The sequence below is a fragment of the Lachnospira rogosae (ex Hitch et al. 2025) genome (assembly GCF_040096455.1).
GTDB lineage: Bacteria > Bacillota > Clostridia > Lachnospirales > Lachnospiraceae > Lachnospira > Lachnospira rogosae.
Genome location: NZ_JBBMER010000001.1, coordinates 473,261 through 498,898, shown reverse-complemented (window position 1 = coordinate 498,898; position 25,638 = coordinate 473,261). Strand labels below are relative to the sequence as shown.

The following is a 25,638-nucleotide window of genomic DNA, read 5'->3' as shown; positions in this document are numbered from 1 at the left end:
ATATTAAACACACAGGAGGTATATATGAGTGTATCTAATAAAAAATCGATAGATATGACAAGTGGAGCTTTATGGAACAAAATACTTCTGTTTGCTCTTCCACTTGCGGCAAGCAGTATATTACAGCAGTTGTTTAACTCTGTTGATACGGCGGTAGTCGGAAGATTTGCAAGCAGTCAGGCACTGGCGGCTGTTGGAAGCAACAGTTCTTTAATATCACTTATGATTAATCTTTTTATAGGAATATCATTAGGTTCAAATGTTGTTATTGCTCGTTATATAGGAGAGAAATCAGAAAAAAACATACACGCCGCAATACATACAGCAATACTTGTTGCCATTATAAGCGGATTTTTTGTTATGATTGCAGGTCAGTTCATAGCAAAACCTGTGCTTCTTCTTATGGGAACACCGGAGGATGTTATTGACCTTGCCGTGTTGTATCTTAGAATTTATCTTCTAGGTATGCCATTTATTATGCTGTATGACTTTGGCTCATCAATTCTTAGAAGTACGGGCGACAGCAGAAGACCTCTTTATTGTCTTATTGTTGCAGGAGTTATTAATACACTTCTTAATCTTGTGCTTGTTATAGTGTTCAGATTAGGTGTGTCAGGAGTTGCGATTGCAACAGTTATTTCTAATATAGTAAGTTCTTCAATGGTTATATATATTCTTACACACGAATCAGAGCCTATAAAGCTGGAATTAAGACAGCTTAAGATATCTGTTAAGGAATTAAAGAAAATATTGGTTATAGGTATTCCGGCAGGACTTCAGGGAATGATGTTCTCAATAGCCAATGTGTGTATACAGAGCACAATTAACAGCTTTGGTTCAAGTGCAGTTGCAGGTTCAGCGGCGGCACTTAATTATGAATTCTTTGCATATTTCCTTGTAAATGCGTTCGCTCAGGCGGCAGTAACATTTACAAGCCAGAATTATGGCGCAGGGGAATATAACAGATGTAAGAAAATATTCCGCATATCTTTAGTGTTTGCGCTTGTATCGTGTGGTATTCTTTCGGGTATATTTGTTATGGGAAGGGAATTCTTTCTTCGTATATATACGACCGATGCAGATGTTCTTGTATTTGCGAGGCAGAGAATTATCATTGCAACAACGCTGGAATTATTAACAGCAGTATATGAGATAAGCGCAGGAGCTATGCGAGGTCTGGGATATTCACTGCTTCCAGCGGTAATTACCTGTGTTGGTTCGTGTGTTATAAGACTTATATGGATATCAACAGTATGTAAGGTTGTACACGTATTCTGGGTGCTTATGATTATATATCCAATATCGTGGGTAATCACAGGAATTGCTATGATGACAGCTTATTATATTGTCAGAAGAAAATGTTTCACATTCACCCATTGACACGGTAGGCGAATGGGTATAATATCATACAAAAAGATGATAATAAGAAAGGAAGCAAGGAAATGATAATATCATCGAAAGGGCGGTATGCCTTAAGAGTAATGGTATATCTTGCGGTTCATCACAGTGATGATTATATACCATTAAAGGAGATATCAGATAAAGAAGAATTGTCAAAGAAATATCTCGAGACAATTACAAGAATGTTATCAAAAGCAAATCTTATAGAAGCAGCAAGCGGACACGGCGGTGGCTACAGATTAACAAGAAAGCCAGAGGATTACAGCGTTGGTGAGATATTGAAGCTTACCGAAGGAACACTTGCTCCTGTAACCTGCCTTAATGAGGAGACTTTAATGTGTGAACATTCGTCTTCCTGCTATACGCTTCCTATATGGCAGGGACTTGCAGATGTAATTAATAACTATCTTGATAATATGACACTCGCAGATGTTGCGGCAACAGCAATTGATAAGGCGGGTAATAAGACGGCATATAATGCCTGATAATATATGCGGCATTGTGCTGGCACACTTGGCACAAAGCAGTCCTGCGTTTAAATGAGTGTGCAGAAATGAGGAGTATTATGTCAGATAAGAATTTATTAAATGTTAAAGATTTATATGTGGATGTAGAAGATAAGGAAATTCTTCACGGTGTTAATCTTTCAATAGGCAAGGGTGAAACACATGTACTTATGGGACCTAATGGAACAGGTAAGTCAACACTTGGCTATGCTTTAATGGGCAACCCAAGATATACAGTAAAGAGTGGTGAGATATGGTTTGACGGTAAGAATATTACTGATGAACAAGTTAATGAGAGAGCTAAAGCAGGAATGTTCTTATCATTCCAGAACCCACTTGAAGTTCCGGGTGTTACACTCAGTTCATTTATAAGAAATGCCCTTGAATTAAAGACCGGCAAGAGAACAAGATATATGGAATTCAAGAAAGAACTTGAAAAGACTATGGAGCTTTTATCTATGGACAAGTCTTATGCAGAGAGAGATCTTAATGTAGGCTTTTCAGGTGGTGAGAAGAAGAAGGCAGAGATATTACAGCTTCTTATGTTAAAGCCATCATTTGCAATTCTTGATGAAACAGATTCAGGACTTGATGTTGATGCTGTAAAGACTGTATCAGCAGGTATAGAAGAATACCAGAAGACCTGCAAGGGAAGCCTTCTTATAATTACACACAGCACAAGAATACTTGAATCTTTATCAGTTGATTATACACACGTTATGATTGAGGGGAAGATTATAAGCACAGGTGATGCTTCACTTGTTGATAAGATTAATGAGAATGGTTTCGCAGAATACGAAGCAGAATAGTCAGCCATAATCATACGTTGATATATGAAAGGAGTTTACATCGAATTATGAAAGAAAAGACATATGTAGATGATATAGATAGAAACATATATGATTTCAAGAATGATGATAAGGACACATATAAGTTAAATGCTGGTCTTACTCCTGAGATAGTTGAGAAGCTCTCAAAGGAGAAGAATGACCCTGCTTGGATGCAGAATTTCAGGCTTGAGTCATTACAGATATATAATAATATGAAAGTACCTGACTGGGGACCATCTATAGAAGGTCTTAATATGGACAATATAGTAACTTATGTAAGACCTAATACTAATATGAAAGCTAAATGGTCAGAAGTACCAGAAGACATTAAGGATACATTTGAAAAGCTTGGTATTCCACAGGCAGAAAGAAAGTCACTTGCTGGTGTTGGAGCACAGTATGATTCAGAGCTTGTGTATCACAATGTAAGACAGGAAGTTGCTGAGATGGGTGTTGTGTATACAGATATGGAGAGTGCGTTAAAGGGTGAATATGCAGATATGGTGCGTACACATTTTATGAAGCTTGTTAAGCCTACTGACCATAAGTTTGCGGCACTTCATGGTGCAGTATGGTCTGGTGGTTCTTTCGTATATGTTCCAAAGGGAGTATCAGTTGAGATACCATTACAGTCATATTTCAGACTTAATGCACCGGGAGCAGGACAGTTCGAGCATACACTTATTATTGTAGATGAGGGAGCTGATTTGCATTTCATAGAGGGGTGTTCAGCACCTAAGTATAATGTAGCTAATCTACACGCCGGCTGTGTTGAGCTATTTGTAGGAAAGAATGCCAAGCTTAGATATTCAACTATAGAGAACTGGTCTAAGAATATGTATAACCTTAATACTAAGAGAGCTATTGTTGAGGAAGGTGGTACAATTGAGTGGGTATCAGGCTCATTTGGCTCACACGTATCATATCTTTATCCTATGAGTATTCTTAAGGGTGATAATTCTAAAATGGAATTTACAGGAATTACATTTGCAGGAAAAGGACAAAATCTTGATACAGGTGCAAAGGTTGTCCATACAGGAAAGAACACAAGCTCATATATTAATACTAAGTCAATATCAAAGGATGGTGGAATTAGTACATTCAGGTCATCAGTTATAGTTAATTCCAAGGCAGAGAATTCCAAGGCTTCTGTATCGTGTCAGTCACTTATGCTTGACAGCATATCACGTTCAGATACAATCCCGGCAATGGATATTAAGACAAGCAAGGCGGATGTCGGACACGAAGCACAGATTGGAAGCATAAGCGATGAAGCAGTATTCTATCTTATGTCAAGAGGAATGACAGAGGAAGATGCAAGAGCCTGTATCGTAAGTGGATTTGCAGATAACGTATCTAAGGAGCTTCCACTTGAATATGCAATTGAAATGAATAATCTCATAAGACTTGAAATGAAAGGCAGTATAGGTTAATTGTGCTGATAAGATGAGCAGGAATGGAGAAATTTATGAATAATAATGAATATAGAATAAATGCACTTCCAGCAAAGACATGGTACCAGCTTAATATGAATGATACACGTCTTTTATGGGATGATAATTTAGTACCTTGTGATATGGATACAAAAGGCTGTGATAAGGTATGTTTAGATGTTAATGCTAAAGATTACAGTGATATAGAAAATGCAGTTCTTACAGGTGCAGGCAAAGAAGCAGATGTGTTATTTGAAGCAGGCGTAACTAATACATTACTTGTAAATGCAGATAAAGAAACTAACGGCCAGACATTATATATTAATGTCAATGGCAATGATAAGAGCCAGTCAGGAAAGATTATAGTTAATGTAGAGGATAATGTTACATTTACAATAATTGAGAACTTTAAAGGTGAGAGCAGTACAGAAGGCAGGGTAGCATTAAGAACACTTATAGATACAGGTCTTAACAGCAAGGTACGCCTTATTCAGGTATATATGCAGCCAGAAAGCATTGATGTATTAAGCGATACAGGATGCAGGCTTTCAGATAATGCCTCATTTGAGATTGTTCAGGTATTCGTAGGCAGGGGCAGTCTTTACGATGGAATAAGGACGGAGCTTATAGGCAATAATTCTGCATTTACAGCAGATATTGGATATCTTGGTGCTAAGAAGCAGAATATAGATATTAACCTTATATCTAATCATATTGGAAAGAAGACTAACAGCGGGATAAGAGTTGATGGTGCATTAAAGGACGAAGCTTCTAAGCTTTTCAGAGGTTCTATTGATTTTAAAAATGGTTCTTCTGGTTCAGTTGGTGCAGAGACAGAAAATGTACTTTTACTTGGCGAAGATGTCAGAAATAAGACAATACCTCTTATACTCTGTGCAGAGGAAGATGTTAATGGTTCACACGGAGCTACAATCGGTGAGCTTGATGAGGAAACATTATTCTATTATGCTTCAAGAGGCATTGATAAGAAGAACGCAGAGGATATAATGACTAAAGGAAGAATTGAAGTTATTATAAGAAAGATTAAAGATGAGGACACAGAAAAGCTTGCAGAGGAGCAGCTTGAAGAAGTGTTGCAGTAATGGAGGCAGTAATGGAGATTAAAGAGCAGAAAGATTATAGAAAAGATTTTCCACTTCTTAATAATAATTCTTCTATATATATTGATAATGCGGCAACAGCACAGAAGCCACAGTGCGTAATTGATGCTGAAAGCAGATTTTATGAGGTTAATAATGCCAATCCTCTCCGTGGCTTCTATCCATTAAGCCTTGCCGCTACCAAGGAATATGAGGATGCAAGGGAGGTTGTAAGACAGTTCCTTAATGCGGACTCTGATAAAGAGATAATCTTTACAAGAAATACAACAGAAAGCCTTAACCTTGTTGCATACAGCTATGGTATTAATAATCTTAAGGCTGGAGATGAAATAGCAGTTTCAATAATGGAACACCACAGCAATCTTCTGCCTTGGCAGATGGTTGCAAGAGTGACAGGTGCAACTTTAAGATATCTGGAATGTGAGAAGGACGGAACATTAAAAGATGATACTCTTAAAGAGGGAATTAATGCTAATACTAAGATCGTTGCAGTTGCACAGGTTTCCAATGTATTAGGCTGTGTCAATCCAATTAAAAAGATAGCCAAAATAGCACACGATAATGGTGCTGTTATGGTTGTTGATGCGGCACAGAGTGCACCACATATGAAGATTGATGTAAAAGACTTAGATGCTGATTTTCTTGCGTTTTCAGGACATAAGCTTATGGGACCTATGGGAATTGGTGTACTTTATGGTAAGGAAAGCATACTTAAGAATATGCAGCCATTTCTTACAGGTGGTGAGATGATTAATTCAGTTACTAGAGATGGTGCAACTTATGCAGAACTTCCACACAAGTTCGAGGCAGGAACGGTAAATGCGGCAGGAGCTGTTGGTCTTGCAGCAGCAATTAAATACATTAGTGAGATAGGCTTTGATTATATACAGCAGAAAGAAGAAAGACTTGTAAAGATTGCAATTAATGGACTTAAAGGCCATAAGCACATTCATATATTAGGCTCTGATGATTATAAGAACCATACAGGAATAGCAGCATTTACAATAGATGGGGTTCACCCACACGATGTAAGCGAGATATTATCTTCTGACGGAATAGATGTAAGGGCTGGACATCACTGTGCACAGCCACTGCTTACATTTCTTGGAGTTAATAATGCGACAAGAGCAAGCTTTATGTTCTATAATACAGAGAAGGAAGCAGAAGCATTTGTTGAGAGTGTGCTTAACATAAGAAGGAGAATGGGTTATGATGAATAGAGGCTTTTATAATGAAATACTTACAGAACATAATATAAGACCAGAATTTAAACACGACTTAGAAGATGCCAATATCGTCCTTGAGGGTGTAAATCCTAACTGTGGTGATGATATATGGCTTAAGCTTAAGGTTGAAGACGGTATTATTAAGGACGGAGCTTTTGTTGGAGATGGCTGTGCTATATCCCAGGCATCGGCTGATATTATGCTTGGGATGATAATTGGAAAGACTAAAGAAGAAGCTTTAAAGCTTGGAGATTTATTCTTTAAGATGATTAAGGGTGAAGCAACCGATGAGGAGATTGAAGAATTAGACGAGGCATCAGCACTTAAAGATATATCACATATGCCTGCAAGAGTAAAATGTGCTGTACTTGGCTGGCATACATTAGATGAGGCATTAAATAAGGAGTAATATGGCAAAGTATATTATGGCACTTGATCAGGGAACGACAAGCTCAAGATGTATATTATTTGATAAGGCTGGCAATATCTGTTCAATGGCACAGAGGGAATTTGAACAGATATATCCTAAGCCGGGCTGGGTGGAACACAATCCAATGGAGATATGGTCAACACAGTATGCGGTTATGTCTGAGGCTATGGCACTTGTGGGTGCTAAGCCTAAGGATATAGCTGGCATTGGAATAACCAACCAGCGTGAAACTACAATTGTGTGGGATAAAGAAACAGGTGAGCCTGTATATAATGCTATTGTATGGCAGTGCAGACGTACAGCCAAGGATATTAATCTGCTTGTAAAAGATGGTTATGCAGATGTAATCAAGGCAAAGACAGGACTTGTGCCAGATGCGTATTTTAGTGCAACTAAGATTGCGTGGATACTTAGTAATGTAGCAGGAGCAAGGAAAAAGGCAGAAGAAGGCAGATTGTTATTCGGCACGGTTGATACCTGGCTTATATGGAAACTTACAGGCGGGGCAGTGCACGTCACAGATTATACTAATGCTTCAAGAACTATGCTTTTTGATATTCATAACAGGTGCTGGGATAAAGAACTTCTTGAAAAGTTCAACATACCAGAGGTTATGCTTCCTATTGTAAAACCTTCAAGTTGTATATATGGTTATACAGACCCTTCTGTTCTTGCTGGAAATATCGCAATAGCAGGTGCGGCAGGTGACCAGCAGGCGGCACTTTTTGGACAGTGCTGTTTTGAGCCGGGAGAAGTAAAGAATACATATGGAACAGGCTGTTTTCTTCTTATGAATACAGGGGATAAGCCTGTGGAGTCTAAGCATGGTCTTATAACTACGATTGCGGCAGGAAGTGATGACCAGCTTCATTATGCACTTGAGGGAAGTGTATTTACAGGCGGTGCAATTGTACAATGGCTTCGTGATGAGATGAGGCTTATAAGAAGCTCTTCACAATCAGAAGATTATGCAAGAATGGTAAATGACACCAATGGAGTATATATTGTTCCTGCATTTTCAGGAATGGGTGCACCTTACTGGAATCCTTATGCAAGAGGCTGCGTTGTAGGCTTATCAAGAGGTGCTAACAAGGAACATTTTATAAGGGCATCGCTTGAGTCAATAGCATATCAGACATATGATGTGTTAAAGGCAATGGAAAGTGACACAGGACATATAGTTAAAGAGTTAAAAGTAGATGGCGGGGCAAGTGCCAATGATTTCCTAATGGAATTTCAGGCAGACATTCTTGGAGCTAAGATAAGACGTCCTAAGTGTATAGAAACTACTGCACTTGGTGCAGCATATCTTGCTGGTCTGGCAGTTGGTTTCTTTAAGGATCTGAATGAGATAAGAGATAACTGGCAGTTGGTTTCCACATTTGAGAGCAGTATGGCACCATCAGACAGGGATAACCTTCTCGCAGGCTGGAGAAGAGCCGTAAAATGTGCCATCTCTTATACAGATGAATAAAACTGAATAAAAAATATATTGTTTTTGCTTTGTTATTGTATATAGTGTATAATTTTAAGCATATATATCAGGGAGGAAGAGGTTTTGGATAATAATGTACTAAAGGCACTTAATGTAATAGAGCAGGTTAACAATGTTATATTAGGAAAAGATAAACAAATAAGAGAGATTATGGCGGCATTTCTGGCTGGAGGCCATATACTTTTGGAGGATATTCCGGGTGTTGGTAAGACAACACTTGCGACAGCATTTTCTAAGGCAATGGCACTTGACTGCAAGAGGGTGCAGTTTACTCCGGACGTAATGCCGTCTGATCTTACAGGATATTCTGTATACAGAAATGACTTAGGTCAATTCATATATCAGCCGGGAAGCGTGTTCTGTAATCTGCTGCTTGCTGATGAGATTAACAGAACATCACCTAAGACACAGTCAGCACTTTTAGAGGTTATGGAAGAAAGAAAGGTAAGCGTTGAGGGCGTTACCAGAGAAGTTCCAGAACCTTTTATTGTTATTGCAACACAAAATCCGCTTGGTAATGCAGGAACACAGAGCCTTCCAGAAGCACAGATGGATAGATTTATGATTACTTTATCAATCGGTTACCCTGATTATGAAAGTGAGCTTGATATGGCTATGTCTGTAGGAAAGCAGAGCAGGACAAGTGATATGACACCAGTGGTGAGCATAGATGATTTTATAAGTATGCAGAATGAAATATATGATGTATATATGAACGAGAGCATATACAAATATATAGTTAATCTTGTTACAGCTACAAGAAAGTCACGTTATATAGAAAGAGGTGCAAGTCCAAGAGCGACTATAGCACTTGTAAAGATGTGTAAGGCGTGGAGCTGGCTTAACGGAAGGGATTATGTTGTTCCTGCGGACGTTATTGCACAGTTTGAGTATGTTATAACACACAGAATAATTCTTAATATGGCGGCGAGAATGGACGGTAAAGACAAGGCAGAAGTGATTAATGATATTTTGAAATCAGTTGCTAAGCCAGCAGTAGGAAAGAAGGCATAATGACAGGTGTATTTTTGATTATTATACTTGCTGTTGTGTGGTATGTAGCAGGCATATTTCATTCATTTGCACTTATGCTTTATGTAGCTGTTAATCTTCTGCTAATAGCAGGTATGTATATATTAACTCGTATATATAAAAGAAATGTTGCATTTGATTTTGATGTTAATCTGGCAGAGGAGTTAAAGAATTCTGGCTGCCAGTTAAGAATTAATGTAAGCAATAAAACAGGAATACCAATCACGAAAATCAGATTAGATGTAGTCGTGTCATATTGTGATAAGAAAGGTAAAGAATACAAGAAATACCGAAAGAACGTAAAGCTGTACGGAGGCTGTAAGGGCAGGAAGGATAATATGGATTTATCTGTCAGCCTGCCATATTGTGGAATGGCGGATGTAAAGATAGTTAAAGCGAAAGTGTATGATTACACAGGCTTGTTTTATTGTACAATAAAGCCTTTAAGCATAATGAATATTTTGATATTTCCAGAAGTTGAAAGCAGTATATATGAAGGCGCTTTTTCACAATATGAAAGCAATAATAATATAGAGTTGTATATCAACAGAAAAGGCAGTTCACACGATGATATAAGACAGATAAGGGAATATCAGACAGGAGATTCTTATAGGCACATACACTGGAATTTAAGTTCAAGAACAGGAGATCTGCTTATTAAGGAATTCTGTGGACAAGTTGACAGGGAGATACTTGTGCTTCTTGATACACTGCCTGATGATATTAATAATATTGAGCGTATGAGCAGCTTTTATGATAAGACAGCTATGCTTGTTATGGGTTTTATTCAGGACGACACGAAGGTATCAGTGCTGTGGAATGATCTTAATTCTGGAGCTTTATGTAAACAGACAGTATCAGATTATGATGATTTAAAGAATGTATATTATATATTATATAGGCTTCATTATAATTGTCGTAATAATGATACGGATATTAGCAGGGAATACAGCCTTGGAGAGTATATTGATAAGAATATCATAAAGATAGATACATCATCTGATGTTACTGAGTTATTGGGAGAAAATGTATATGGAGAACATGCGTATTAATGTAAGGCAGGCACATTCTGACACATATAATGGTAATCCTTATATAGCCTTTGCAGGGATAATGACAGGGCTGTTATCGGTTATATTATTTGTTGATGAATTAGATGCTGTCAGCTTTACAGTTGTGGGAGTATTATTATTCTCAGGAATATATGCGTATATTTTAAGTTATGCACATTATAATAAGAGGAAGTTTCTGCCATTTGTGATAGTGGGAGAAGTGGCTGTAACAGCTATATTGTCTGTATTTAATATACAGCGTATATCAGAGCAGTCTGTATCAATAATGCAGGCACTGGTTGACGGACGGGCAAATACACAGAATGTTACATATGTGGTGTTTGTAAGCAGTGTCGTGCTTATTTATATTATATATCTGTTAGAGGTTATATTTAAAAACCGTGTTATATTGACACTGGTTACAGTTGTAATGCTTGCAGCTTCACCTATATTAAGATTAGAGGTAAGCTTGTTTCATATATTTGTAATAGTTATGCATCAGGTTATAGTGGGCGTGTCTTACGCTGTGCTTGGAAGACGTAAGAAAATGCTGTATACAACAAGAAGCGGAAAGTTGATACATAAGAAAAGTATAATATATTGTATTGCAGCGACAGTGATTATTTTCTTTGCAGCTGATATTATTACCAATATATTTTCTGAATATATGTATGGTTCTATTTCGGGCATAGAGCAGACTATCTATAAGACATCAAAGAGAATATCAGGCAAGGGTTCTGATGTTAAGATTAATGGGGAGATAAGTTCAGGCAATAATTACCAGTCTGGAATTACCCAGATGACAGTTACGGTAAGTAAAATGCCAACAGAGGATTTATATCTTTACGGTTTCAGAGGTGGCGAATATAAGGGCGGAAGCTGGGATTCAACTGATGATGATACTATATGTAAGAATATAGACAGAACTGAATTTAAGAAAGAAACGATATCACAGCCTGTTTACGCATCAACATATTTTAAAAAGATGTATTATTATATTAATATATATATGAGGAACAGCGGAATTGTTGCGACCTCTAACAATAATAAAATAAACAGAAAATTAGATGTTAAATATGTTAATGATAATTATAAACAGACAATAGAGCCTTATTACAATAGTGGTTCTAAGAATTTCAGCAAAGGTGATGACGGAAAGAAAACATACAATATTGAATATATTGAACAGGCAGATATGCAGTCTGAATGGAGAGAGAAGAGTAATGAAAAATATAATACAACAGTTCGGGATTATAAAAATGTACAGCAGTTGTATAAGGCAGCTATGACTCCAATCTATTCTGCTGTATCCAAAAGTTTGGTTCCAAGGCTGACTTCATATGTTCAGGCTAATCCATTAACATCACTAAGTGATAAGACTACATTTATTATGTATACACTGCTAAGCAATACAAGATATACAAGAACTCCGGGGGTAATGTTGGGATCATCAGATATTGCGGAGGATTTTCTGTTTAATGCACAGAGGGGTTACTGCGTTCATTATGCAACGGTGGCTACAATTATGTACAGGCTGTACGGAGTTCCAGCAAGATATGTATGTGGTTACAGATTAAGTGCCGAGGACTTCAAGGAAACTGATCAGTCAACTTATGTTGCAGAGGTTTCTGATAAAAAAATGCACGCGTGGACGGAAATATTTATTGATAATTATGGATGGGTTCCTGTAGATGTTACGCCAGCAAGTGATGGAAGCTGTGCAGTTTCATATCCGGGTTATGATATTAATACATTTAACAATGTTATGAGTGAACACGGCTGGACACTCGATAAAGCGAGCATTAGCGGTGATAGCAGTGAAGATGTAACTTATGTAAGTACAAGAAGCGGAGCTGTTAAGGTGGCATTAAAAAAAGGCTTTAAAGTGGCTGTAGTGGTTGTTAAATATATAGCAATACTGACTCTTGTTATATTAATTGTCTTGCTGCCATTATGGATTAAGTTATACAGGGTAAGCAGGCTCAGGAAAATTCAGTCTTTAAGTTCGTGTGATATATATGAAAGATTAATGGAAATGCTGCATTTTGCGGGAGATTTCACCGGATATAACGGGACAGAGGAAGATTTTGCTTATAAGCTTTCGGCACGTTATGGCAATATTACATACGAAGAAGCAAAAAATGTATACGATAGTATTATGTATATACGTTTTGCTGATACAGATAAAGGCAGGTCATATTATAAGAAGAATGTATTGGTCTTATACAGAAAAGCGGCGGAAGAAATTTATAAGGAATTAAAGAAGAAAAAAAGAATAGTATTCAAATATATACATTGTTATATCTGACTTTAATATTGACGAATAATTTCTTTCGCATTATTATATGTTATATATAACAATGGAGGAAAAATATATGATGTTAGCTCTTATAACAGCAAAACAGGTTATTGTATTATTTATATTAATATTTTCTGGATTTATATGTGTTAAGACAGGTGCAGTAAAGATAGAGGGAAGGAAAGCATTTTCTGATCTTCTGGTATATTTTGTTGTGCCTTGTATGATAATTAATTCTTATCTGACAGAATTTGATGACAATATTTTTAAGAATATATTGTACGCATTGGGATTAAGCATACTGCTTTTAGTTGTTGGATTTGCCATAACATTTTTATTATCTTTTAAGTTAAAGGGAGATAATGTGCCTATCGTAAGATTTGGCTGTATGTTTTCTAATGCAGCATATATGGGATTTCCTCTGATACAGGCTCTATTTGGAAGTGAGGGACTTATATATGCAAGTGCCTTTGTGACAGCATTCAATATTTTTTTATGGACACTTGGATATTCAATTGTAAGCAGAACCTTTGATTTAAAAGCAATTGTTAAAAAGATATTCACAACACCAGCTATAATATCAGTGTTTATTGGACTTTTAATATTTATTGCAGGAATTCCGCTTCCAGATATTATAAGTCAGCCAATAAGTTATGCGGCGGCTATTAACACGCCGTTATCTATGTTTATTACAGGTATGATAATTGCGGCAAGCCCAATAAAGAATATGTTTAATAATAAGCTTGTATATTTTGCAATTATTGTCAGAATGTTCATTATACCTGTAGTGTGCATAGCTATTTTTAAAATATTTAATATCAGCGGAATGGTTGCTGATGTTGTAATTATTCTTGAGGCGTGTCCTTGTGCATCAATATCTTCTGTATTTGCGGTGCAATTCGGATATGATGAGGATGTTGCGGCGGCTATGGTGGTGCTTACTACATTTATAAGCATAATAACACTGCCGGCGGTGGCACTTATTATAACTACATTAATATAATGATACCAGGGGCAAAAGGATTAAAACTATGTGAGTTTGCTCATATTTTGGGGCTTTTGCCACAACATCATATAATTAATATGTGTTAAATTTTAATTAAACATTGTATTAACTTGGGGATAGCCATTTATTTTTTGTTAAATGTATGCTATTATACACAAGTATTTTATGATTATGAGAGTATAATAGAGGTTATTTATGAAGATACTATTTGTTTCGCTTGGCTGCGATAAGAATCTTGTTGATACTGAGAATATGCTTGGCATCTTAAAGAATAAGGGATTTGAGTTCACTGATGATGAATGGGAAGCTGATATTATAGCAATTAATACCTGCTGTTTTATAGGCGATGCCAAGCAGGAAAGTATTAATACAATACTTGAGATGGCAGAACATAAGAAAGATGCCAGATGTAAGGTGCTTGTAGTTGCAGGCTGTCTTGCACACAGATATCAGGATGAGATTATTAAGGAAATTCCGGAAGTAGATGCATTTGTTGGAACATCTTCTTATGATAAGATTGCTGATATGATTAATTCTGTACTTGAAGAAAAGGGCATATCTAATTTTGTTGAAGATGCGAACAGAATGCCAATGGTTGAAGCTGATAGAATTGTGACAACCCCGGGTTATTATGAGTATTTAAAGATTGCAGAGGGTTGTGATAAGCACTGTACTTACTGTGTAATACCTAAGGTAAGGGGAAGCTTTAGAAGCTTTCCTATTGAGTATCTTGTTAACCAGACTAAGAAGCTCGTTGAGGGCGGTGTTAAAGAGATTATACTTGTTGCACAGGAAACAACTCTTTATGGAGTTGATTTATATGGAAAGAAGTCGCTTCCTAAGCTTTTACATAATCTTGGCTTAATAGAAGGACTTGAATGGATAAGAATTCTTTACTGTTATCCGGAAGAGATTAATGATGAGCTTATAGAAGCTATTAAAAATGAGCCAAAGGTCTGTCATTATCTTGATATGCCTATACAGCACGCAAGCGACAATATTCTTAAGCGTATGGGTAGAAGAACTTCAAAGCAGGAGCTTACAGATATTGTTGCAAAGCTTAGAAGGGAGATTCCTGATATTGCCTTAAGAACTACACTTATTACAGGCTTTCCTGGTGAGACAGATGTGGATCACGAGGAAGTTATGCAGTTCATAGATGAGTGTGAGTTTGACAGATTAGGTGTATTTACATATTCAAGAGAAGAGGATACTGTAGCCGCACAGATGCCTGACCAGATTGATGAAGAGATTAAGGAAAAATACAGAGATGAGTTAATGCAGTTACAGCAGGAAATATCAGCAGACAGGTCAGCCGCTATGATTGGACGAATTGTGAGAGTTATGATTGAAGGCTTTATACCAGAAGATAATACATATGTTGGACGTTCATACAAAGATGCACCTAATGTTGATGGTCTTGTATTTATTGAATGTGACAGAGAGCTTATGTCAGGTGATTTCATTGATGTTAAGATTACAGGCTCAACCGAATATGATCTTATTGGAACTATTGTTGAATAATTAACATCACAGATATTAATATGCACAATGCAGTAAGATTATATGCAGAAGTGTAGGAATGGAGAGTATTATGAATTTACCTAACAAATTAACAATTTTAAGAATGATTATGATTCCTGTATTTCTTGTTGTATTATATATACCGGGATTGGGAATGGTTGGAAATATAGCAGCTGCGGCAATATTTATACTTGCAAGCATTACAGATTTTCTTGATGGAAAGATTGCAAGAAAGTACAATCTTGTAACTAACTTTGGAAAGTTTATGGATCCACTTGCTGATAAGCTTTTAGTGTGTTCAGCACTTATTGCACTTGTTGATTTTGATAAAGTTGCTGCCTGGATTGTAATAATTATTATTGCAAGAGAATTTATAATAAGTGGTTTCAGGCTTATCGCGGCTGATAATGGTGTTGTTATTGCAGCAAGCTACTGGGGCAAGTTTAAGACAACTTTCCAGATGATAATGATAATTCTTCTTATATTAGACCTGAATTATCCATTTAGCGGGGTTGTTAATATGGTAGTCACATATATTGCCCTTATACTTACGGTTGTTTCACTAATTGATTATATTGTAAAGAATTATAAAATCTTTATAGAGGGTTCTAATAATTAGTTGATATTGATAAGCTGTTTTATTAAAAATTGATAAAGACAGATTAATTAATAAACAGAGGTGATTGTTAATTGCTGATTGATATGGAATAGCTATTCGATGTTTTTATGTGTTAAATGTTTATGGTTAATATTTGCAGATGATGGTTCGGGTGTATTGTGCATCCGAACCATTGTTGAATTATGAAGGGATTAATAAAAGGAGTCGAAACGAAATATGAAATTAGAGGAAGAAGTTGTTAAGAAATTAAAAGAGTGCAACTGCCTGCTGACAACTGCTGAGTCCTGCACAGGCGGTATGGTTGCATCTTCAATTGTAAATGTAAGCGGTGCATCAGAAATATTTCACGAAGGCTATATTACTTATTGCGATGAAGCTAAGCACAAAATACTTGGTGTCAGCAATGATACACTGCAACGATATAAAGCGGTGAGCAGTAATACAGCCTGTGAAATGGCAGACGGAGCATTAAAAGCCGCCAATGCGGATATAGCTGTATCAGTGACAGGTGTTGCAGGTCCGTCTATGGAAGACGATAAACCTGTAGGTCTTGTATATATTGGAATAGCACATAATTGCAGGAGCTATGCTAAAGAATTCAACTTTACAGGTGACAGGGAGACTGTACGTAAAAAAGCCTGTGAGGAAGCTCTGAATATGATACTGGAAGAATTGTCGCAGGTATAGGCTTGCAGGATATGATTGAAGTATAATTTGATATTATATTTAATATGATTTGAAGTACGATTTAAGATTATATTTAATATGATTTGAAGTGCGATTTAAAATAATATTTAATCTGTAATTTGAAATGATATAAATGTTATTATATCAATGAAAATATATTGATAAAATACTATTTATATCTTTACATAAAGGACGATATATGATAGGATATATGTATCCAATATGTTACATAGTAATAATAATTAAGACTTGGTCTAAGACTGCAATTATAATTTGAATTAGGTTGAATTGATTTGGATTAAGCTGAATTAGGTTGTAATTAGATTTTAAGTTAAGTTGACATTATATAATTGGCCTGGATTATGATTAACGTTTTGCAACGCTGTAATGTACTGGCTGGTATAGATTTCAGGTGAATATATACAGTGTTTAATTAAATTTACTATTTTTACAGAATGAATGTTCGAAAATCTATTGACAAATGACACAGTATATAATATTATCATTAAAGACGAACGAATGTTCATTGATATGGAGGTATTTATAATTGGTTAATAATGAAGATAAGATGAAAGCACTTGATGCTGCGATTTCTAATATTGAGAAACAGTTTGGTAAGGGTTCTGTAATGAAGCTTGGTGATTCAGCTACTAATATGAATGTTGAATGTATTCCGACAGGTTCATTAAGCCTTGATATAGCACTTGGTTTAGGTGGAGTGCCTAAGGGAAGAGTTGTTGAGATATATGGTCCTGAATCATCAGGTAAGACAACAGTAGCACTTCATATGGTTGCAGAAGTTCAGAAGCGTGGCGGTATAGCTGGATTTATAGATGCAGAGCACGCACTTGACCCTGTATATGCTAAGAATATAGGTGTAGATATTGATAATTTATATATATCACAGCCCGACAGTGGTGAGCAGGCACTTGAGATATGTGAGACAATGGTAAGATCTGGTGCTATTGATATCGTTATTGTCGATTCAGTAGCTGCACTTGTACCTAAGGCTGAGATTGATGGTGATATGGGTGATTCACATGTAGGTTTACAGGCAAGACTTATGTCACAGGCTTTAAGAAAGCTTACTCCTGTTGTAAGTAAGAATAATTGTGTTGTTATATTTATCAACCAGTTAAGAGAGAAAGTTGGAGTTATGTTCGGTAACCCAGAGACAACCACAGGTGGACGTGCACTTAAGTTCTATGCGTCTGTAAGACTAGATGTCCGTAAGATAGAGACATTAAAGTCTGGTGGAGAAGTTATTGGTAACCGTACAAGGGTTAAGATAGTTAAGAACAAGGTTGCACCTCCATTCAGGGAAGCGGAATTTGACATAATGTTTGGTAAAGGAATATCAACAGAGGGCGATTTAATTGATTTAGCTTCTAATGTGGGAATTGTACAGAAGAGTGGAGCTTGGTTTTCATATAATGGAGAGAAGATTGGACAGGGTAGAGAGAATGCTAAGCAGTTTCTTCTTAACAATCCGGAATTAAAGGATGAGATAGATAAGAAAGTTCGTGCCCATTATGGAATAGGTGAAGAAGCTGATACGGCAGAAGCAGAAGATACTAAAGCTAAGTCTAAGAAAAAGACTGGCGAGAAAGAGGCGGAAGAAGTAAATGTATAATGATGAAGTTTCTTCAGATATACAATATTTAGTCACTTCGATTGTCGATGTTAATAAACAACGCAGGAGAGTATTTGTTAATTACGAACCTGCGTTCGTTTTATATAACTCAGAGATAAGAAAGTATCAGATTAAAGTGGACAGTGTTATTATGTCCGATATTTACAATGAGATAATAACTATACTTACTAAAAGAGCTAAGATAAGGGCGATGGCTCTGCTTAAGAGCCACGATTATACAGAAGGCAGGCTAAGGGAGAAGCTACAGGCTAATGGTTATCCTAAGTGCTGTATTGATGAGACTGTAGCATATATATATTCATATGGTTATATTGATGACAGAAGATTTGCTGATAATTATATAATATCGAGGTCATCTTCTAAATCAAGGCGTGTGATTGAGACATCTTTGTTAAAGCTTGGTGTTTCTGCTGATATTATTAAAGAAGCCTGTGATGAATTTTATTGTGAGGAAGATGATTATGCAAAGGAGATTAATGTAATAATCGGACATATCAATAAAAAGATTAATTCAATTGATATTAAAGATTATAATCAATTACAGAAATTAAAAGCTTCACTTTACAGAAAGGGCTTTAGGCTTGATGATATCAATAAAGCACTTGATATGGTATGTGATACTAATGAGTATTAATAGGCCGGATAATATATGCAAGATAATGACAAGTTAGGTTGATGTAACCTTGACATAATGCCGTTTAGAGTATAATATTAGTATGTTGTATTTTTTGTACAATGAAAACTTAATAAGGAGGTGCTCCTGTGTCATTTATTCCGGCAGTTGTCACATTTTTTGTTACACTTGTGATAGTCGCACCTATTACCTGGGTTGTATCTAGTAAAGCCATCAATAAAAGCAATGATGAAAAGATTGGCAATGCGAACGAAAGAGCCAGAGAAATAATAGATGAAGCGTTGAAAGCGGCTGAGACTAAGAAGAAAGAGGCACTCTTAGAAGTTAAAGAAGAATCTTTAAAGACTAAGAATGAGCTTGAGAAAGAGACTAAGGAAAGACGTGCAGAAATTCAGAAGTACGAGAAGAGAGTCCTTTCTAAAGAAGAAACTCTTGACAGAAAGATTGAAGCAGTAGAGAAGCGTGACTTAGGTATTACCAGAAAAGAAGAAGAACTTGGTAAACAAAGACAGAAGGTTGACGAACTTGAAAAGAAAAGACAGCAGGAACTTGAAAGAATCTCTGGATTAACCTCCGAACAGGCAAAAGAATATCTATTAAAAACTGTTGAAGATGAAGTTAAACATGATACTGCTGTAATGGTTAAGACATTAGAAAGCAGGGCAAAAGAGGAAGCAGATAAAAAGGCAAAGGAATTAGTGGTTAATGCAATTCAAAGATGTGCCGCTGACCACGTTGCCGAGACAACTATATCAGTTGTACAGCTTCCTAATGATGAAATGAAAGGCCGCATTATTGGTAGAGAGGGTCGTAATATAAGAACTCTTGAAACACTTACTGGTGTAGAACTTATAATTGATGATACACCTGAGGCTGTAGTTTTATCAGGCTTTGATCCAATTAGAAGGGAGATTGCAAGAATCGCTCTTGAGAAGCTTATTCTTGATGGAAGGATTCATCCAGCAAGAATTGAGGAGATGGTTGAAAAAGCCCAGAAAGAAGTTGAAACATTAATTAAAGAAGAAGGTGAAGCTGCAACCCTTGAGGTTGGTGTCCATGGAATTCATCCTGAATTGGTTCGCTTACTTGGTAAGTTAAGATACAGAACCAGTTATGGTCAGAATGTATTAAAACATTCAATTGAAGTAGCTCAGATTACAGGATTGTTAGCCAGCGAATTAGGTCTTGATGTAAAGATGGCAAAGAGAGCTGGTTTATTACATGATATAGGTAAAGCTGTCGACCATGAAATGGAAGGCTCACATATTCAGTTGGGTGTTGACCTCTGTAGAAGATACAAGGAATCAGCACTTGTTATTAATGCGGTAGAAGCTCATCATGGTGACGTTGAACCAGAAAGTTTAATAGCCTGTCTTGTACAAGCTGCTGATACAATCTCAGCCGCAAGACCTGGTGCTAGAAGAGAGACGTTAGAAACTTACACAAACAGATTAAAACAATTAGAAGATATTACCAACTCATATAAGGGAGTTGAGAAGTCTTTTGCTATTCAGGCAGGTAGAGAGGTTCGAGTAATGGTTGTTCCTGAAGTGATTAGTGATTCAGATATGGTATTACTTGCAAGGGATATTTCTAAACAGATTGAAAATCAGATGGAATATCCAGGACAGATTAAAGTTAGTATTGTAAGAGAATCAAGAGCTGTTGATTACGCTAAGTAATTACGAACATATTTAAAGAACCAGAGAAGCTACCAAGAATTCAAAATTCTTGGCAGCTTCTTTTTTTATGTTTTGTATTAGTATTTACTATAATATTTCGTCTTATACTATTGTGTAGCCTTTTATTGATGTCAAATTGGTGAATAGACTAAATTACCTTTTGATTTTAAGTGTTAATATGCCAAAATTAAACATATGGCAGTTATATACAATAATTATTACAATGCTTATTGAAATGTAATTCTTAGTATAAAATTCAAAGGCTGACTTAATAATATTAAGCTAACACTTAATTTTATTAATAAAATTCTTAAAAATGTCTAATTAATTAATATTTTTAATCAAAATTCATAAATATAATGTGAAAACTATTGCTAAAAAATCATCTTCATAGTATAGTATTTAAGACCTTTTAATTACGAAATGGAGGATTAATATGCAGTACAACGAAATGAGCAAAGAACAGTTATTACAGTTAAAGGCTGAACTTGATGAAAGATACAAGGAAGCAAAGGCTAAGGGACTTAACCTTAATATGTCAAGAGGTAAGCCATCAGCAACTCAGCTTAATGTAACAATGGATATGCTTGATGTAATCAATAGTTCATCTGACTTAAAGTCAGAGGACGGAACAGATTGTAGAAATTATGGTGTTCTTGATGGAATTCCTGAAGCTAAGAAGCTTATGGCAGATATGATGGGAACAACACCTGAACACGTTATTATATATGGTAATGCAAGTCTTAATATTATGTATGATCAGGTATCAAGAGCGTATACACACGGTATTCTTGGAAATACACCTTGGTGCAAGCTTGATAAAGTAAAGTGGCTCTGTCCAGTTCCAGGCTATGACAGACATTTTGCTATAACAGAAAGATTTGGAATTGAAATGATTAATATTCCAATGTCTGTTGATGGACCTGATATGGATATGATAGAGAAGCTTGTAAGCGAAGATGAGTCTATTAAGGGTATCTGGTGTGTACCTAAGTATTCAAATCCTCAAGGCTACACATACTCAGATGAGACAGTAAAGAGAATGGCAGCATTAAAGCCAGCAGCTAAGGACTTTAGAATATTCTGGGATAATGCATATGTTATTCATCATCTTTATGATGACAAGCAGGATGAAATCCTTGATATTATTTCTGAATGTGAGAAAGCTGGAAATCCAGACATGGTATTTGAATTTGCCTCTACATCTAAGGTTACATTCCCAGGTTCAGGTGTGGCAGCACTTGCAACATCAAAGGATAATGTAGCTGATATTAAGAAGCAGATGACAATTCAGACAATTGGTCACGATAAGATTAACCAGTTAAGACACGTAAGATATTTCAAGAATGTTGCAGGTCTTAAGGAACATATGAAGAAGCACGCTGAATTTATGCGTCCAAAGTTTGAAGCTACTTTAAAGGTGCTTGAAGATGAACTTACAGGTCTTGGAATTGGTACTTGGTCAGAGCCAAGAGGAGGATACTTCATATCATTTGATGCTATGGAAGGCTGTGCTAAGGCAATAGTTGCAAAGTGTAAAGAAGCAGGTGTTATCCTTACAAACGCAGGTGCTACATTCCCTTATGGAAAAGATCCTAAGGACAGCAATATAAGAATTGCACCATCTTTCCCTACACCAGAGGAAATGTCTGAAGCAGCAGAATTATTTGTATTATGTACAAAATTAGTAAGTGTAGAAAAGCTTCTTGAGCAGAAGTAATTTAATAGAAGAACATTAATAAAATGTTGATAAAAATTAAAACTAAATCCTGAAAGGAGCAGGCAGTATGGCAAAGATAGGCTTTATTGGAATGGGTAATATGGGATATGCTATGCTTAAAGGTGTCCTTAATGTATTTGAACCATCAGATATTATATTTACCTGTCCAGACCTTGATAAATGTAAAAGAATAAGTGATGAAACAGGTGTCAAATATGCTGAGAGCAATGCAGAGTGTGCTAACAATGCACAGTATATAGTATTAGCAGTTAAGCCACAGGTATATAGTGCTGTAATGAAGAATATAGTTAATGTCATAAGAGAAGACAGCGTTGTTATATCTATAGCACCTGGAATTACAATAGACTCTATTAAGGATAATCTTGGAATTAATACTAAGGTTGTAAGAGCAATGCCTAATACACCCGCTCTTGTCGGAGAAGGGATGACTGGCGTATCATACAATAAAGATGAATTTTCATTTGAACAGAGAGATGTTGTAGACAGATTTTTTAATTCATTTGGAAAGGTTGTCTATGTTGATGAGAAGCTTATGGATGTTATTGTATGTGCAAGTGGAAGTTCGCCAGCATATGTATATATGTTTATTGAGGCACTTGCTGATAGTGCTGTCAAATATGGAATTAAGAGAGATGATGCTTATAAATTAGTTGCACAGACAGTTCTTGGCTCAGCTAAGATGGTTCTTGAAACTAACGAGCATCCGGGAGTGTTAAAGGATAAAGTATGCTCACCGGGTGGTACAACAATAGCTGGTGTAGCAGCACTTGAAGAACACAATTTCCGTAATGCTGTCATAAAAGCCACAGATGCATGTTATGATAAGTGTCATAATATTAAATAATAAAAATGAGGATTCAATATGGAACATATAAAAAGAGTTAGCAGAGAGTTGATGTATAAAGGTTCAATGCTTGAAATTTATAAAGATACGATTGTTACACCAGACGGCAAGACAGTGTATTGGGATCATATTGAGCATAAAGGAGCTGCGGCTGTTGTTGCTGTTCGTGATGATGGCAGAATTATTATGGTAAGGCAGTTCCGTAATTCACCAGATAAAGAAACACTTGAAATACCAGCAGGAGGAATTAATAAGGGTGAACCTGTCAAGACTGCGGCAATAAGAGAGTTGGAAGAAGAAACAGGGTATAAAGCTGACCCTGATAATGTAAGAAAGCTTATATCTATAATTACGGCAGTTGCTTTCTGCAATGAAAAGGTTGATATATATATGGCTGATAAGCTTACAAAGTCAGTACAGCAGCTTGACGAAGAAGAATATATTAATGTTGAGTATTATACATTGCAGGAATTAAAAGATATGATTATGAGCGGAATAATAGAAGATTCCAAGACAATATCTGCTATACTTGCATATGAGCAGACATTATAAATGAAGTAAATAAAGTAATTAAAACAATCAAATGATTAAATTCAATAATTAAATTCAATAATCAAAACATATTAAAAGAAATCCCGGCATATAAATAGCCTGACCTGATAAATAAGGAGGCGTTTATATGGCTGGGATTTTTTTAAAACGATACAGATATATGTTGGCAGTTATGGTGGGAGTTATTGCTGGGACACTGATAGCTAATTATGCAATAATAAATATAACGGATAAGGTTGGAGTACTGAATAATGATTTCAGATTATCTATTATTGATATGAAGGTAAATAATGTGGCGTTGTGGCAATATATTTTCAAAACGAGAATAAAAGAATTTGCACTTCTCATATTACTGCTTATTACACCTGTTGCAGTTCCGGCAGTATATATAATTTTCGGAATTATTGGAATGAGCGTTGGAATGGTTGTGAGCGTAAGTGTAATGAATATGGGGATAAAAGGAATGTTTGTATACATAGTGATGACATTTCCACATTATATAATATATGCCATTACTATATTCATACTAATATCCATATGGGAAACCAGCAGAGGGTCATATGTGAATATTAATATAAGGAAAATAGCAATGGCATTATTAGTCAGTTTTATATTATTGTTGGCAGGCACGTTGTGCGAAGCCTACGTAAATCCGGGGTGTCTGAAAATGTTACTTGAGCATATCAGCTATTGTGTATAATAACTTTTCAGATTCTTCCCAGCCAAGGCAAGGGTCTGTTATTGATTTGCCATATACACCTTCGCCGACTTTCTGGCAGCCAGGTTCAATATAACTTTCAATCATAACACCTTTAACAAGCTGTTTAACATCATTTGAATGATTGCGGCTGTGAATTACTTCTTTAGTAATTCTTATCTGTTCAGCATACATTTTGCCAGAGTTGCTGTGGTTAGCATCAACGATACAAGCTGGATTGAGTAAATCCTTAGTCTTATACATATTGGCAAGTCTTATTAAATCTTCATAATGGTAGTTAGGAATGTTCTGTCCGTGTTTGTTGACAGCACCTCTTAATATAGTGTGAGCCAGAGGATTACCAGGTGTTTCAACTTCCCAGTTTCTGTATATGAAAGACTGCTTTGCCTGAGCAGCGATTACAGAGTTAAGCATAACTGAGAAATCACCGCTTGTAGGGTTCTTCATACCAGCAGGAACGTCCATACCACTTACAGTAAGTCTGTGCTGCTGGTCTTCAACAGATCTTGCACCAACGGCAACATATGAGAGTACATCAGCAAGGAACCAGTAATTCTCAGGGTATAACATTTCATCGGCTGGCATAAGTTCTGTTTCTTCCATAACTCTTATGTGCATTTTTCTGATAGCAACAAGTCCAGCAAGAAGGTCAGGCTTTTTCTCTGGGTCAGGCTGGTGGAGCATACCTTTATAGCCAGTGCCTGTGGTTCTTGGCTTGTTAGTATATACTCTTGGAATGATTAGTACTTTGTCAGCAATCTTTTCCTGAACTTTTTTAAGTCTTAATGTATAGTCTAATACAGCGTCCTCGTTATCGGCAGAACAAGGTCCGATTATAGCAAGAAATTTATCTGACCTGCCAGTAATTACATCGGCAATTTCTTTATCTCGTTCTTTCTTTAATTCAGCAACCCTTTCAGGAACTGGAAAATCACGCTTGATATCCGTTGGTGTAGGAAGCTTTCGTATAAATTCAAAACTCATTATTATATCTCCTTGTATTATATTAATAACCGCAGGCAATAACTGCTGCCTGCTTTCTTATTTTAAGAATTCTGCTAATAATAATAGCATAAATTACAGAAAAATGTTAGTATATAATCAAATACAATGTTACGAAACAGAAATTCACAAAAATGTAAAATAAAGCAG

Annotated in this window: 23 protein-coding genes; 22 read left to right on the top strand and 1 reads right to left on the bottom strand. The window is 36.2% G+C overall.

The genetic code is table 11. The features are described 5' to 3' along the window. Positions 1-24: 24 nt before the first annotated feature. From WMO14_RS02295 to WMO14_RS02190, 22 genes are all read left to right on the top strand, one after another. Positions 25-1,380, top strand: coding sequence for an MATE family efflux transporter (locus WMO14_RS02295; protein WP_022503137.1), 1,356 nt, complete (start codon positions 25-27; stop codon positions 1,378-1,380). Positions 1,381-1,442: 62 nt separating this feature from the next. Further along, the gene (locus tag WMO14_RS02290; RefSeq protein WP_090140579.1) at positions 1,443-1,886 is read left to right on the top strand and encodes an RrF2 family transcriptional regulator; all 444 of its coding nucleotides are present in this window, start codon (positions 1,443-1,445) and stop codon (positions 1,884-1,886) included. Positions 1,887-1,966: 80 nt separating this feature from the next. Beyond that, complete coding sequence (gene sufC / locus WMO14_RS02285) at positions 1,967-2,716, top strand: Fe-S cluster assembly ATPase SufC (RefSeq protein ID WP_090140583.1); 750 nt, start codon at positions 1,967-1,969, stop codon at positions 2,714-2,716. Positions 2,717-2,763: 47 nt separating this feature from the next. Continuing rightward, the gene (gene sufB / locus WMO14_RS02280; protein WP_022503140.1) at positions 2,764-4,170 is read left to right on the top strand and encodes a Fe-S cluster assembly protein SufB; all 1,407 of its coding nucleotides are present in this window, start codon (positions 2,764-2,766) and stop codon (positions 4,168-4,170) included. A gap of 35 nt (positions 4,171-4,205) precedes the next feature. After that, entirely contained in the window at positions 4,206-5,273 is a 1,068-nt protein-coding gene (locus WMO14_RS02275; RefSeq protein WP_055306641.1) for a SufB/SufD family protein, read from the top strand. 11 nt (positions 5,274-5,284) lie between these two features. Continuing rightward, the gene (locus tag WMO14_RS02270; protein ID WP_055306675.1) at positions 5,285-6,511 is read left to right on the top strand and encodes an aminotransferase class V-fold PLP-dependent enzyme; all 1,227 of its coding nucleotides are present in this window, start codon (positions 5,285-5,287) and stop codon (positions 6,509-6,511) included. Beyond that, positions 6,501-6,926 (top strand): Fe-S cluster assembly sulfur transfer protein SufU, encoded by a 426-nt coding sequence (gene sufU / locus WMO14_RS02265; RefSeq protein ID WP_022503143.1) that lies wholly within the window; start codon positions 6,501-6,503, stop codon positions 6,924-6,926. The genes WMO14_RS02270 and sufU overlap by 11 nt, the downstream gene beginning before the upstream one ends. 1 nt (position 6,927) lies before the next feature. Further along, entirely contained in the window at positions 6,928-8,421 is a 1,494-nt protein-coding gene (glpK, locus tag WMO14_RS02260) for a glycerol kinase GlpK (RefSeq protein ID WP_349153197.1), read from the top strand. Between the two features lie 84 nt (positions 8,422-8,505). Next, entirely contained in the window at positions 8,506-9,456 is a 951-nt protein-coding gene (locus WMO14_RS02255; protein ID WP_022503145.1) for an AAA family ATPase, read from the top strand. Then, on the top strand, positions 9,456-10,526 hold the full coding sequence (locus WMO14_RS02250; RefSeq protein WP_055306639.1) for a DUF58 domain-containing protein: 1,071 nt from the start codon (positions 9,456-9,458) through the stop codon (positions 10,524-10,526). The genes WMO14_RS02255 and WMO14_RS02250 overlap by 1 nt, the downstream gene beginning before the upstream one ends. Beyond that, positions 10,507-12,834, top strand: coding sequence for a transglutaminase-like domain-containing protein (locus tag WMO14_RS02245; RefSeq protein WP_022503147.1), 2,328 nt, complete (start codon positions 10,507-10,509; stop codon positions 12,832-12,834). The genes WMO14_RS02250 and WMO14_RS02245 overlap by 20 nt, the downstream gene beginning before the upstream one ends. Positions 12,835-12,901: 67 nt before the next feature. Next, complete coding sequence (locus tag WMO14_RS02240) at positions 12,902-13,828, top strand: AEC family transporter (protein WP_055174934.1); 927 nt, start codon at positions 12,902-12,904, stop codon at positions 13,826-13,828. Between the two features lie 198 nt (positions 13,829-14,026). Continuing rightward, positions 14,027-15,355, top strand: coding sequence for a 30S ribosomal protein S12 methylthiotransferase RimO (rimO, locus tag WMO14_RS02235; RefSeq protein WP_349153196.1), 1,329 nt, complete (start codon positions 14,027-14,029; stop codon positions 15,353-15,355). A 70-nt stretch (positions 15,356-15,425) separates the two neighbouring features. Next, a complete protein-coding gene (gene pgsA, locus WMO14_RS02230) occupies positions 15,426-15,974 on the top strand; it encodes a CDP-diacylglycerol--glycerol-3-phosphate 3-phosphatidyltransferase (protein ID WP_349153195.1) in 549 nt (182 codons plus the stop codon). A gap of 216 nt (positions 15,975-16,190) precedes the next feature. Then, on the top strand, positions 16,191-16,661 hold the full coding sequence (locus WMO14_RS02225) for a CinA family protein (RefSeq protein WP_022503151.1): 471 nt from the start codon (positions 16,191-16,193) through the stop codon (positions 16,659-16,661). 568 nt (positions 16,662-17,229) lie between these two features. After that, positions 17,230-18,294, top strand: coding sequence for a recombinase RecA (recA, locus tag WMO14_RS02220; RefSeq protein ID WP_055175080.1), 1,065 nt, complete (start codon positions 17,230-17,232; stop codon positions 18,292-18,294). Then, positions 18,287-18,949, top strand: coding sequence for a regulatory protein RecX (locus tag WMO14_RS02215; protein WP_055306638.1), 663 nt, complete (start codon positions 18,287-18,289; stop codon positions 18,947-18,949). The genes recA and WMO14_RS02215 overlap by 8 nt, the downstream gene beginning before the upstream one ends. 170 nt (positions 18,950-19,119) lie before the next feature. Next, a complete protein-coding gene (rny, locus tag WMO14_RS02210) occupies positions 19,120-20,631 on the top strand; it encodes a ribonuclease Y (RefSeq protein ID WP_438940714.1) in 1,512 nt (503 codons plus the stop codon). Between the two features lie 436 nt (positions 20,632-21,067). Next, positions 21,068-22,351, top strand: coding sequence for an aspartate aminotransferase type Ic (locus WMO14_RS02205; protein ID WP_055174895.1), 1,284 nt, complete (start codon positions 21,068-21,070; stop codon positions 22,349-22,351). Between the two features lie 67 nt (positions 22,352-22,418). After that, complete coding sequence (gene proC, locus WMO14_RS02200) at positions 22,419-23,216, top strand: pyrroline-5-carboxylate reductase (protein ID WP_022503155.1); 798 nt, start codon at positions 22,419-22,421, stop codon at positions 23,214-23,216. A gap of 18 nt (positions 23,217-23,234) precedes the next feature. Then, complete coding sequence (locus tag WMO14_RS02195; RefSeq protein WP_349153194.1) at positions 23,235-23,768, top strand: NUDIX hydrolase; 534 nt, start codon at positions 23,235-23,237, stop codon at positions 23,766-23,768. 127 nt (positions 23,769-23,895) lie between these two features. Then, the gene (locus tag WMO14_RS02190; protein WP_022503157.1) at positions 23,896-24,468 is read left to right on the top strand and encodes a stage II sporulation protein M; all 573 of its coding nucleotides are present in this window, start codon (positions 23,896-23,898) and stop codon (positions 24,466-24,468) included. Here the strand turns inward: WMO14_RS02190 and WMO14_RS02185 are convergent. After that, positions 24,439-25,470, bottom strand: coding sequence for a 3-deoxy-7-phosphoheptulonate synthase (locus WMO14_RS02185; protein WP_055174886.1), 1,032 nt, complete (start codon positions 25,468-25,470; stop codon positions 24,439-24,441). The genes WMO14_RS02190 and WMO14_RS02185 overlap by 30 nt on opposite strands. Positions 25,471-25,638 lie beyond the last annotated feature (168 nt).